The sequence below is a fragment of the Aeromicrobium sp. PE09-221 genome (genome assembly GCF_002174305.1).
Lineage (GTDB): Bacteria > Actinomycetota > Actinomycetes > Propionibacteriales > Nocardioidaceae > Aeromicrobium.
In genome coordinates this window covers 180667-192894 of record NZ_MIJB01000009.1, presented here as the reverse complement: position 1 = coordinate 192894, position 12228 = coordinate 180667, and the positions used below count along the sequence as shown (strand labels likewise).

Here is a 12228-nt window from a genome sequence, read left to right as displayed (position 1 = left end):
CCCTGTCACTTGGTGATGTTGTGGTACACCGGGACGTTCTGCCAGTTGAACTCCAGGTTGTTGACGCCCTGGGCGCCGACAGCCGAGATGTTCTGGTTCCACAGCGGGATCGCCGGGAGATCCTGGAAGAGGATCTCCTGGGCCTGCGCCAGGAACTGCGCACGCTCGTCCTCGGACTCCGCGGCGGCCGCCTGGCCGAGGAGATCGTCGAACTCGGCATTGCTGTAATCGCCGTCGTTCGAGCCGGCTCCCGTGCCGTACAGCGGCGCGAGGTAGTTGTAGACCGACGGGTAGTCGGGCTGCCAGCTGGTGCGGAAGGCCGTGCCGATGCTGCGGTTGGTGACCAGCTCACGGAACTCGCCGAAAGTCGCGAAGGCCTTGGGCTCGGCCTCGATCTCCAGGTTGGTGCGGATCTGGTTGACCGCGGCCTCGACCCATTCCTTGTTGCCCGGGCCGTCGCTGTTGTACGAGAGCTCGAAGGTGCCCTCGAAGGGAGCGATCGCGTCGGCCTGGGCCCACAGATCCTTGGCCTGTTCCACATCGAACTCGAGCACTTCGCTGCCCGGGATGTCCTCGGTGTAGCCCGGCATCAGCGGGGAGCTGAAGTCGGTGGCTGCGGTGTTGGCGCCGTTGAAGATCTTCTCAGCGATCTGCTCACGGTCGATGGCCAACGACAACGCCTGGCGACGCAGCTTGCCCTCCTCGTCCTCACCGAAGTGGGCGAGCGAGGACGGGATCGTGAAGCTCATGAACACCGACCCGGGCTCGGTGACGGGCTGCACCTGGTCGTCCTCCTCGTAGCTCGACAGCGCGCTCGGCGGAACGCGGTCGAGGACATCGAGGTTGCCGGACTGGACATCGGTGTACGCGGCATCGGGGTCGGTGTAGAACTTGAAGGTCACACCCTCGTTCTGTGGTGCGCGGTTGCCGTCGTAGTCGCCATTGGGCACGAGCGCGGCCTCGACATCGTGGTCCCAGCTCTCGAGCGTGTAGGGGCCATTGCCGATCGGGCTCTCGCCGAAGGCCTCCATGTCCTCGAAGGCCGACTCCGGGAGCGGGTAGTAGGCCGAGTAGCCGAGACGCTTGGGGAATTCCGCCTCGGGCTCCTTGAGCGTCGCGGTGAAGGAGAGCTCGTCGGTGACCTCGAGTCCGGAGATGGTGTCTCCGCCGGTGGAGTTACCGTCGTCATCGGTGCCCTCGAAGGGCTTGTAGAAGTACGCGCCGAGCTGGGCGTTGTCCGGATCGGCGCCGTAGTTCCATGCATCGACGAAGGACTGCGCGGTCACCGGCGAGCCATCGGAGAAGGTCCACCCGTCCTTGAGCGTGATGGTCCATGTCCGGTTGTCATCGGACTCGATCGACTCCGCGACCTCCATCTCGGTGTCGCCCTCGGGGGTGTAGGACACGAGACCGGCGAAGACCAGGTCGATGATGTTGCCGCCGCCGACTTCGTTCGTGTTGCTCGGAACGAGCGGGTTCTGGGGCTCGGTGCTGAACGACGTGATGACGTTGTCGGAGCTGTCTTCACCGCCATCACCGCCGCAGGCAGCCAGGGTCAGGCTGCCGACGGCGACCAGCGCGATGCCCGCCAGGCGTGTCCGCCGAGTGAGTCGCATGGAATTCCTCCTGTACATGGGTACGCCAGATCAGGCGCATCCTCATTGCTATCACCTGGACCCGCGATGAGAACAGAGACCGAATGCCACCTTAACCAAAGTGTCACCGAACCGATGAACCATCACGAACCATCCGCACAGGTGGTAGCGCGACGAAGACCCCCGGTGGTAAGGCCGGGGGTCTTCGGGAGGAGCTGAGCCGATCAGCCCTTGCGCTTGGTGATCTCCTCGGTGGCCTGCGGGAGGACCTCCTTGAGGTCGCCCACGACACCGAAATCGACGAGCTCGAAGATCGGCGCCTCGTCGTCCTTGTTGACCGCGACGATCGTCTTGGACGTCTGCATGCCGGCCCGGTGCTGGATGGCGCCGGAGATGCCGTTCGCCACGTACAGCTGCGGCGAGACGGTCTTGCCGGTCTGTCCCACCTGGAAGGAGTGCGGGTACCAGCCGGAGTCGACCGCCGCGCGCGAGGCTCCCACGGCCGCGCCCAGGGCATCGGCCAAGGCCTCGACCTGCGAGAAGTCGCCGCCGGTGCCACGTCCGCCCGAGACCACGATGGCCGCCTCGGTGAGCTCAGGGCGTCCGGTGGACTCCTTGGGCTTGCTGGAGGTGATCTTGGCCGTCTTGGAGGACTCGGCGATCTCGACCGCGACGGCCTCGACCGTTCCGGCCCCGCTGGCCTGCTCCGGCGCCGTCGAGTTTGGCTTGACGGCGATGACCGGGACACCCTTGGTGACCTGAGCGGCCACCGTGAAGTTGCCGGCGAAGGCCGCCTGAGTGGTGGTCACCTGGCCACCGTCGACGCTCACGTCGACCGCGTCGATGATCAGACCCGACTCGGTGCGCAACGCCACGCGGGCGGCGATCTCCTTGCCCTCCGTCGAGGAGGTCACGAGGATCGCGGCCGGCGACGTGTCCTTGGCCAGCTGCGTCAGGGCGTCGGCCTTGGGCACGACGAGGAACTCGTCGTAGGCGGCATCGTCAAGTGTGTAGATCTTCTCCGCGCCGTACTCGGCGAGCACGCCGTTGTCGGCGGAGCCGAAGACGACGGCCGAGGGCTCGCCAATCCGGCGTGCGATGGTCAGGAGCTCCAGCGAGGGCTTCGCGACCTTGCCCTCGGGGGCATCGATCAGAACGAGAACTTCACTCATGATTCAGGCTCCTACTCACACGAACTTCTTGGAGGCGAGGAACTCGACGAGCTTGGTGCCGCCGTCTCCCTCGTCGGTGACGATCTCGCCGGCCGTGCGCGGCGGACGCGGCGTGAACGACTCGACCTTGGTCCAGGCGTTGTCCAGCCCGACCTCGCCGGCGTCGACGCCGATATCGGCCAGGGTCCACTCCTCGACGGGCTTCTTCTTGGCCGCCATGATGCCCTTGAAGGACGGGTAGCGGGCCTCACCGGTCTGGTCTGTGACGCTGACGACGAGCTTGCCCGAGGCTTGGATCTCCTGTGTGGCGGCATCGCCGTCACGACGGATGGTGACGGTGTCGCCATCGACCGTGACCTCGGAGGCATAGGTGACTGCCGGGAGTCCGAGTCGCTCGGCGACCAGCGTGGGCACCACGCCGAGACCGCCATCGGTCGAGGCCATGCCGAAGAACACCATGTCGTACTCGAGCTTCTCAATCGCCTTGGCGAGCACCAGCGAGGTCGCGAAGGCATCGGAGCCGGCGATCGCGTCGTCCTCGACGTGGACACCGGCGTCGGCGCCCATCTGCAGCGCCTTGCGCACCGCATCGGAGGCATCGGCGGGGCCGACGGTCAGCACCGTCACCTCGCCGTCGCCGGCCTCGACGATCTGCAAGGCCTGTTCCACGGCGTACTCGTCGAGCTCGGACAGCAGACCGTCGACGTTCTCACGATCAACGGTGTTATCGGCTTCGTCGAACGTGCGGTCGGCGGTCGCGTCCGGCACGTACTTCACAGCGACAACGATCTTGGTCACAAGGACCCTCCTGTGAAATCGGGGCGCGGACCCGGGGCGGGCCCACGGCAGTCTGACGACTGATTCGGGTATCACCTTAGCCTTGTGAAATATTCACACGGTGAGGCGACCCTTGCTTCCGCGATGTTACCCGCAAGTTAACTCCACGGCGAGCCGCTCGGCAGTGGCATGGGTCACCCTCTCGATCGGCGTCGGGTGACGCGCCGGGAGAAGGACTGCACGGCGAAGCCGATCACGAGGTACGCCAGGCCCGCGATGATCCAGGTGACCAGGAGATCGACGGCCGCGGCGTCGTCGCCGGTGCCGAAGGCCAGTGTCCGGCAGATGGGCTCGAGGGCGTCGAAGAGGGCGGCCGGGCGCTCGCCGAGGGCAAGCGTCAGCGCCCCGAGGGCCAGCAGGAGCGATGCGATGCTTCCGAGCGCGACGGCGAGGGTTCCGAGCGCACGGAATCCGCGAACCCCCATGGAGCGCCGGGGACTGGTCGGGGCAGGCACATCGACGGTCCCATCCGCGGCGACGTCACGCGCCACGATATCGCGCGGAGCCGAGGGCAGTCCTTCGGTCATGCTGGCCGTCGGCTCCCCCACGTCATCCGTCGGGGGCTCCTCCTCCGTCAGCGCCTCATCCATCGCGGGCTCCGGCTCGGGTTCCGCGTGATCAGTCGAGGACCCCTCGGTATCGGCCGCGGCGCCCGAGCCGGCGATCTCCGCGGCGGTCAGCGGCGGGCGACGTGCCCGCTCCTCACGCTTCGTGGCCGCACGTGCCTCCCGCTCGGCCGCCTCACGCTCTGCGGTCTCACGCCCCTGACACTCGGCCGATTCACGCTCCACGGCCTTGCGCTGCGACTCGGCCCGCGCGGGCTCCTCCTGTTCGCGGCGACGCAGCCCGGTCGAAGCCGACGAGCCGTCGGCCCCGTCCGGGCTGACGGAGTGCTCCGCGGCCCCATCCGCCTCGACAGCAGCAGGACGACGCCGTGCCGCGGCCTCGGGCGAGGGATCGCTCGACACGGTGCGCTCCCGGTACCGGCGCAACGCCTCGTCCCGGCGGCGGCGCCGCGCCTCGGCACGCAGCTGACGCGCACGCTCCTTGTCGTCGCCGGCCATCGTCACCGCCCGGAGAAGGACGCCTGACCGGGCCCCTTGTCGATGAACGAGGCCATGCCGGTCTTCTGGTCGTCCGTCGCGAACAGCCCGGTGAATCCGGCGCGCTCGATCTCCAGCCCCGTCTGCAGGTCCACCTCGAGGCCACGGTCGATGACGTCCTTGGCGACCCGGAGTGCCAGCGCGGGACCACCCACGAACTGGCGAGCCCAGGCGAGGGCGGCGTCGTAGACAGCATCGGCCGGGTGGACGGCGTCGACCAGACCGATCCGCAGTGCCTCATCGGCGTCGACGAAACGGCCGGAATAGATCAGTTCTTTGGCGGTGGCCGGTCCGACGAGCCGCGCGAGCCGCTGCGTGCCACCGGCTCCGGGGATGATGCCCAACAGGATCTCGGGCTGGCCGAGCTTGGCATTCTCGGCACAGAACCTGACATCGGCGGCGAGGGCGACCTCGCATCCGCCACCGAGGGCGAAGCCGGTGATCGCGGCGACAGTCGGCTTGCCGATCGCGGCGACGGCCCGGGTGAACTCCTGCAGGAGCTGGCCGTGGGACAGCATGGCGGCGTAATCCATCGAGGCCATCTCCTTGATGTCCGCGCCGGCGGCGAAGACACGTTCCCCGCCGTAGAGGACCACGGCCGCGACGTCATCGCGCTCATCGGCCTCGCGCGCGGCCGCGAGGATCTCGCGTTGCATCTGGGCGTCCAGGGCATTCATCTTGGGCCGGTCCAGGCGCAGGGTACCGATACCCTCTGCCACATCGAGCCGTGCGAACTGTGCCACGTCACTACCTCCCTCACGACGCCACCGCGCCATCTCGTGCAGTACCGAAGGCATCGTCGCATGATCGAGGCACCCAGGGTTGACAGGCACGTGACCCACGTCGCAAAATCACATAAAGTCACATAAATGCACGCATATCCACACGTGCGGCAGAGAGAAGAAGACCATGACCGATCTCATCGTCCCCGAACTGGTCGGGCTCGACGTCGATCTCGGCGCGGACGCCCGTGCCGTCATCCCCGCTCTCGCGCAGCGGGTGGCGGACGCCGGACGCGCCGAGGCCGAGGGGCTCGCGCGCGACGCCCTCACCCGCGAGGGTCAGTCCGCGACCGGCCTGCCCGGAGGGATCGCGATCCCGCACTGCCGTTCCGCCGCGGTGTCCAAGGCCTCGCTCGCCTTCGTCCGGCTCTCACCCCCAGCCGACTTCGGCGCACCCGACGGGCCGGCGGATCTGGCCTTCCTCATCGCGGCCCCCGCCGAAGGTGATGCCGACCATCTCGCCCTGCTGTCGGCCCTCGCCCGGGCGCTCGTGCGCCCCGACTTCACCGCGGCGCTGCGGGCGGCGACCACCCCCGAAGAGATCGTCGCCCTCGTCGACGAGGCTGTGGCTCCGGCCGCCCCGGCGGCAGTCACCAAGCCGGAGGAGACGACGGAAACCGAGCAGCAGCCCCAGGCGAGCGATGTCTCGCTGGTCGCGGTGACGGCGTGCCCCACCGGCATCGCCCACACCTATATGGCTGCCGAGTCCCTCGAGCGTGCCGCAGCCGAGGCCGGAGTCGAGCTGCACGTCGAGCCCCAGGGCTCCTCCGGCGGCAAGCGCCTCGACCCGGCCGTCATCGAGCGTGCCGGTGCCGTGATCTTCGCGACGGATGTCGGCGTCAAGGACAAGGGCCGGTTCGCCGGCAAGCCCGTGATCGAGAGCGGCGTGAAGCGGGGCATCGACGACGGACCCGGCATGATCCGCGATGCCCTCGCGGCCTCCACCGACCCGAACGCGCGTCGTGTCGCGGCGGGTGGTTCCTCCTCATCCTCGGGCTCCACCGCCGATGGCGGCTCCTTCGGGCTGCGACTACGCCAGTGGCTGTTGACCGGCGTCAGCTACATGATCCCCTTTGTCGCCGCCGGCGGCCTCCTGATCGCGCTGGGATTCCTGTTGGGCGGCTACGACATCGACGGTGAGGGCATCCTCGGCGAGTACACGCTCTTCAATCCCCCGCCCGCCGCGGAGAATGCCGCAGTCTCGGTCGGCTGGCTCACCTACCTGGGCGCCGTGTTCTCCGTCGTCGGCGGATACGCGATGATGTTCCTCGTCCCGGCGCTGGCGGGCTATATCGCCTATGCGATGGCCGACCGGCCGGGTATCGCTCCCGGATTCGTCATGGGCTACCTGGCCACCCAGTCCGACACCGGCTTCCTCGGCGGCATCGTCGGCGGTCTGCTCGCAGGTGCCATCGCGATGTCCTTCAGCCGTCTGCATCCTCCGCGATGGCTCGCCGGCCTGATGCCGGTGGTCATCATCCCGCTCGTCACCACGCTCGTGGCCGGGCTCATCATGGTCGTGGTGCTCGGCAAGCCGATCGCCTGGATCATGAACGGCCTCGAGGACTGGCTGACCGGTATGTCCGACGGGTCGACCCTCGTCCTCGGCGCCGTCCTCGGACTCATGATGGCCACCGATCTCGGCGGCCCCATCAACAAGTCGGCTTATCTCTTTGCGACCGCGGGTCTCGCCGAGGCCAATCTCGGTGATCCGGATTCCCCGCAGATGATGATCATGGCGGCCGTCATGATCGGCGGCATGACGCCACCCCTCGCGCTCGCCCTCTCGACGCTGCTGCGCCCCCGCATCTACACGCGGGAGGAGCGGGAGAACGGCAAGGCCGCGTGGCTGCTCGGTGCCGCTTTCATCTCCGAGGGTGCCATCCCCTTCGCCGCCGCGGATCCCCTGCGGGTGATCCCATCGATGATGCTCGGCTCGGGTGTCGCAGGGGCGATCGCCATGGGGACCGGTGTCACGCTCGCGGCACCGCACGGCGGCATCTTCGTCTTCTTCGCCGTCGGGAACGTGGTCTGGTTCTTCGTGTCGATCATCATCGGTACTCTCGTGAGTGCCCTCGCGGTGACCCTGGCCAAGCAGATCGGTCGCAAACCCGCCGAGACCGCGTCCACCGGGGCCTGAGCGCCCATCAACCTCCTGAGAGGACCGAACATGCCCAGCAAGACCGTGACCGTCGGATCATCCGTCGGCCTGCACGCACGTCCCGCCGCGACGATCGCGCAGGCAGCCAGCGAGGCGGGTGTCCCCGTGACCCTCGCGACCGGCGGCGGAGACCCCGTCGATGCCGGCTCGGCCCTGCTCATCATGACGCTGGGCGCGAAGAAGGGTGACGAGGTCACCGTCGAGAGCGACGACGCCGCCGTGGTCGAGAAAATCGCCGGCCTGGTCGAGGCCGACCTCGACGCCTGACAGCGCCTCCGCCCCGCCTCTACTCCGCCTCCGGGCGCGACGTGTGCCGGGTTGCGGTCCTCCGTACCCCGCTGCGAAGGGCCACTGACCCGGCACGCGTCGTCAGAGGGGGCGGGACAGGCGGTAGCGGCGAGTGAGGAGGCCGGTGAACCACTCGATCGGCCCCCGGCCGACCCAATGGGCCCAGGCCCATCCAGCGGCGCCGACGCCGAGGACGATGAGCGCGAAACCGCCCCAGTCGTTCGCCGCCGGGATCGCGGCGTCCCGGTTCAGCCAGGCGATCACAGCGATCTGCAGGACATAGAGCGACAGTGCGACGGTGCCGATCTCCTCGATCGGGCGAAGCAGCCGCGCCCATCGCATCCGCACCGCCAGACCGCACAGACCGAGCACCACCGCGACGAGTGAGGCATCGTGCAGCAGGTCGAGGGAGGACCCGGAGCCCGTGTCCGCACCGGGCCGAGTCCGCAGCGCCGTCACGACGAGCTGCGTACCGGCACCTCCGACGACGCCCGCCGCCGACCACCAGGGGTCGGGACGTCGTGCGTAGGCGATCAGTAGCGACCCGACCAGGAAGAACGGCAGCAGCGAGGTCACGCGATAGTGCGGATCGGCGACGAACCAGCGGACCAGCAGATCTCCCACGGACGGATCATTGGCGATGTCCGCGTAGTAGCCGCCCGGCCAGTCGACAGCGCGCCGCACCGCCGTGTTGAACATCGGCGAGAGGACGAAGAAGACCAGCGCGATGAGCGCGACACCACGGCGTCCGAGCAACAGCAGGGGTGTACCGAGGATCAGCAGGCAGCCGAGCATGGCCAGCACGATCGCCACCCAACTGCCCCACGTCTCCAGCCAGATCCCGAGCCCGATCAGCACGACACCGCGCACTAGGTTGTGCACGAGCACCGACCGCGGTCGGGAGGCGGACCGCTCGATCATCACACCGGCGGAGATCCCCATGACGAGGGCGAAGAGCGGCGAGGCGACGTCGTTGACGCGGCCCAGCAGTTCGTCGACCCCAGCGGCCCGGTCCGGCACCAGCACCTGGGCATGCGCGACCAGCATCGCCACGATGGCCACGCCACGTGCCAGGTCGGGGAACGGCCATCGCGAGTTCACGAGCTCGTGCCGAGACGTCGGAGCGGGCCACCCGAGAGGCGGTAGGTGAACCACTCGCGCTGATGCACGGCGCCGAGCGCCTCGTAGAAGGCGATCGACGGGGCATTCCAGTCGAGCACCTGCCAGACGAGCCGAGAGTAGCCGCGTTCCACGCAGATCTGCGCGAGCGTCGCCAGCAGCGCCCCGCCGAGTCCCGCACCCCGATGCGCGGGCGTGACATAGAGGTCCTCGAGGTAGATGCCGTGCGCACCGTCCCAGGTGGAGAAGTTCAGGAACCAGATCGCGGTTCCGACAATCTCCCCCTCGGCCTCCGCCACATGCGCGAAGACCGCCGGCGACGCGCCGAACAGCCGCTCGTGCAGTTGCTCCACCGTCAGGCTGCACTGCTCGGGGGCCTTCTCATAGGCGGCCAGCTCGTGGACGAGACGCACGAGGGCGGGAACGTCATCGGAGCGCGCGACGCGGATCTGAGGATCGGCCATGCCCCGATTCCATCACACGGAGCGCTGGGCGACGGGCGCCGACGCGGTAGCCTCGACGATGTGACTGATGAGGCGCTGCGAGACGGGGACCTGTCGCTGGAACCGACCTCGGGGTCCGCGGAGTTCCACGGCTTCGCGGTCCTCATCGACGACGAGCGCGTGGGCACCGTGGCCCTGCGCCCGGACGGACGGCATGAGGGATCCATTCGCTGGAATCTGGGAGACCGCGGGTCGTTCGCTGCCAGTCGTGCGCTGCGACTCGGAATCCAGCACGCCTTCGCCGAGCTCGGCTGGGAACGGGTCTGGGCGCAGATCGATATCGACGACACCACCGATCTTCGCAGCGCCTCGCTCGCCGGCCTTCGCCGCGAGGGGGTCACCCGTCGCAGCGGGGCGCCCGATCGCGTGCTGGTCGGCCGGCTGATCGATGATCCGCCGGCCCTCAGCCGCGAGGGCTTCGTCTCGATCCTCAATGCCGGTCTGCCGCGTAAGCGGGTGATCGCCCAGGGCCTGCTCCGCGACGAGCGCGACCGCGTGCTGCTGTGCGAGCTGACCTACAAGCGGGAGTGGGACCTGCCCGGAGGCGTCGTCGAGGTCGGCGAGTCCCCCGGTACCGGACTCGTTCGCGAACTGCACGAGGAACTCGGCATCACGGTCGAACTCGGCGCACTCGTGACGATGAACTGGTTGCCGCCCTGGCGCGAATGGGACGATGCCTGCCTCTTCGTCTTCGACCTGGGTCGCATCGACGCCGCGACCGTCGAGCAGATGGAGCTGCAGCGCACCGAGATCGCCGGGGTCCACTGGTGCGATCTCGAGGAGGCGCGGACCCACGCGACCGGCGCCACCGTCGAGCTCCTGGAAGCCCTCGAGGCGGGCGACCTGCCCGCCTACCGCGAGGCTCCCCTCCAGCCCGAATAGCCCCGGCCGTGAACACCAACCCGACGTGGTCTCGATACTGCCCTCGTTCCTCGGACCTCCTCGACCATCGAGCGGTGGGGTCAGTTCGGGTCGGCCGAGGAATCGATGACGCCCCCGGAGGCTCCGAGCGTGCGGGGCGGCTCGTCTGAGCCGTCGGGTGGTACGTAGACGACGAGTTGGTGGGCGTACCTCAGCGATCCCGTGCCGACGACGCCATCGGGCCAGAAGGCGCGCTGCGGCGAGTTTTCGGGCCAGGTGACGCGCAGCCCGCCGTCCACGGTGAAGGTGTTTTGCCGCAGCAGGGTCCCGAAGACCAGCGCCCCACCGTCCTCCGTGCGTAGGGCATAGACCTCCGGCTCGGTCGACCACGACTGCTCGAAGCTCACGCCGTCGAGCTGCTGGTTGGCACGGAGGGCGCCGGCCATCTGCTCGACGAAGGGATCGTCACGCCAGGTCGCCTCCGCCTCGTCGTCCTCGAGGCTCGCCGCGAGCGAGGCGAGGATGTCCTCCGGCGCACCGGCCATCGCGGTGCCGTCGTCGGGAGCGACGCGACGGGCGGCATCACCGGACCGTCCGACACCGGGAAGGCGTGTCTTCTCGGTGATCTCGGCGGTCAGCGTCACGAGCCAGGGCTCACTGGCGGTGCCGCGCTCGAAGACCTGCACCTGGCGGCGCCCGGTGGCGTCGTCGGACACGACCGTGGCGAACCACAGCGGATAGCGCGAGAAGCGCGGCAGATAGGATTCCTCGACCGTGAAAGCCCCGTCGAAAGCGAACTCCTCGCGCTCGAGCTCCTCGGCGATCGTGAACATCCCCGTGTCGATGGCGAGCGCCGATCCCGTCTCGACCGTCGACAGCGGCTGAGGGTCCAGCGCATCGACGGCGGCACCGCGCACGGTCCGGTACTCGCGGACGACATCATCGACCTCCTCGTCCGGCAGCACATGCTTGACGACCGGGGCGTCGGGATCCCGCTCGCCGGGCAGAGCGCAGCCGGCGAGCACCATCAGCGTCGCCACCGCGAGGGTCGCGGCCCTCATCGTCGCTCCCCCGGCGGTACCTCGGTCTCTTCGATGATCTCCACCTCGCCGAGCGCCTCGAGCTCCTCGGCCGAGATCTCTCGCTCGGATCCATCCTCCTCGACCACGACGTAGACGACCTGCTCGTCCTCGCCCGGCTCCCGGCGCAGGAGCAGGTGGACCAGCATCACCACCGCGCCGCCGAGGAGGATCAGGCCGATCGAGCGGGCGAAGATCCCCTCGATGCCGTAGGCCGTCGACAACGTCAGACCGCGGAGATTCGCGTCACCCACCGAGAGTACCGCCACCGAGACGGACTCATCGGGAAGTCTGGCCTGGAGCAGCGCACCTCCCAGGCCCCCCTCGCCGGCGATCCACCAGTCCATCGCCGTGGGAGAGGCCGGCAGCGCGGGCCCACCCTGCGCGGCGGAGGTCTCCACGCTCCAGGGTGGCTCGAAGGAGATGACCTCCAGCCGTTCGGTCCCCTCGACATAGCTCATGACATCGACACTGTTGCCGAGCCCGACGAAGACGGGCTTGTCACCGGGCACTTCGGCGAGGACCTCGATCTGGACGTCCTTCCACGCGATCACACCCGGACGGGTGACGATCGCCGATCCCTCGGTCTCGATCGGATGGGGGCCGGAGACGAAGCGGCTGTCGGGACCGAACACGGCGATACCGGCGATGCCGGCGAGCAGCGCCAGCACACCCGCACCCTGAAGCAGCCGCCACCCGATGATCCGCACGGCATGAACCGTAACCGA

General features: G+C 68.6%; 12 protein-coding genes. 3 read left to right on the top strand and 9 right to left on the bottom strand.

All coding sequences use genetic code 11. The features are described 5' to 3' along the window. Positions 1-5 precede the first annotated feature (5 nt). The 5 genes from BHE97_RS05490 to BHE97_RS05470 form a co-directional block, all read right to left on the bottom strand. Positions 6-1616: an ABC transporter substrate-binding protein gene (locus BHE97_RS05490; protein WP_087623005.1), complete on the bottom strand. Its 1611-nt coding sequence runs from the start codon at positions 1614-1616 to the stop codon at positions 6-8. A 203-nt stretch (positions 1617-1819) separates the two neighbouring features. Further along, positions 1820-2767, bottom strand: coding sequence for an electron transfer flavoprotein subunit alpha/FixB family protein (locus BHE97_RS05485; protein WP_087623004.1), 948 nt, complete (start codon positions 2765-2767; stop codon positions 1820-1822). Positions 2768-2782: 15 nt separating this feature from the next. Further along, the gene (locus BHE97_RS05480; RefSeq protein WP_170931284.1) at positions 2783-3565 is read right to left on the bottom strand and encodes an electron transfer flavoprotein subunit beta/FixA family protein; all 783 of its coding nucleotides are present in this window, start codon (positions 3563-3565) and stop codon (positions 2783-2785) included. Between the two features lie 173 nt (positions 3566-3738). Beyond that, on the bottom strand, positions 3739-4668 hold the full coding sequence (locus BHE97_RS05475; protein WP_140399978.1) for a hypothetical protein: 930 nt from the start codon (positions 4666-4668) through the stop codon (positions 3739-3741). 2 nt (positions 4669-4670) lie between these two features. Next, positions 4671-5450, bottom strand: a complete 780-nt coding sequence (locus BHE97_RS05470) for an enoyl-CoA hydratase-related protein (RefSeq protein ID WP_087623002.1) — start codon at positions 5448-5450, stop codon at positions 4671-4673. Between the two features lie 166 nt (positions 5451-5616). Between BHE97_RS05470 and BHE97_RS05465 the strand changes: the two genes are divergently transcribed. After that, positions 5617-7629 carry a fructose-specific PTS transporter subunit EIIC gene (locus BHE97_RS05465; protein WP_087623001.1) on the top strand — a complete coding sequence of 671 codons (2013 nt, stop codon included), beginning with the start codon at positions 5617-5619 and terminating at the stop codon, positions 7627-7629. Between the two features lie 30 nt (positions 7630-7659). Further along, complete coding sequence (locus BHE97_RS05460) at positions 7660-7917, top strand: HPr family phosphocarrier protein (protein WP_087623000.1); 258 nt, start codon at positions 7660-7662, stop codon at positions 7915-7917. A gap of 102 nt (positions 7918-8019) precedes the next feature. On the opposite strand, the gene BHE97_RS05455 is transcribed toward BHE97_RS05460, so the two are convergent. Both BHE97_RS05455 and BHE97_RS05450 read right to left on the bottom strand, forming a co-directional pair. Then, positions 8020-9039, bottom strand: a complete 1020-nt coding sequence (locus BHE97_RS05455) for a DUF418 domain-containing protein (protein WP_087622999.1) — start codon at positions 9037-9039, stop codon at positions 8020-8022. Then, a complete protein-coding gene (locus BHE97_RS05450) occupies positions 9036-9521 on the bottom strand; it encodes a GNAT family N-acetyltransferase (RefSeq protein WP_087622998.1) in 486 nt (161 codons plus the stop codon). The genes BHE97_RS05455 and BHE97_RS05450 overlap by 4 nt, the downstream gene beginning before the upstream one ends. Positions 9522-9581: 60 nt before the next feature. Between BHE97_RS05450 and BHE97_RS20350 the strand changes: the two genes are divergently transcribed. After that, complete coding sequence (locus BHE97_RS20350; protein ID WP_201791319.1) at positions 9582-10442, top strand: NUDIX hydrolase; 861 nt, start codon at positions 9582-9584, stop codon at positions 10440-10442. 80 nt (positions 10443-10522) lie between these two features. On the opposite strand, the gene BHE97_RS05440 is transcribed toward BHE97_RS20350, so the two are convergent. Together BHE97_RS05440 and BHE97_RS05435 are read right to left on the bottom strand one after the other, a co-directional pair. Continuing rightward, a complete protein-coding gene (locus BHE97_RS05440; protein WP_087622997.1) occupies positions 10523-11482 on the bottom strand; it encodes a hypothetical protein in 960 nt (319 codons plus the stop codon). After that, complete coding sequence (locus BHE97_RS05435; protein ID WP_087622996.1) at positions 11479-12210, bottom strand: hypothetical protein; 732 nt, start codon at positions 12208-12210, stop codon at positions 11479-11481. The genes BHE97_RS05440 and BHE97_RS05435 overlap by 4 nt, the downstream gene beginning before the upstream one ends. Between the last annotated feature and the right edge of the window lie 18 nt (positions 12211-12228).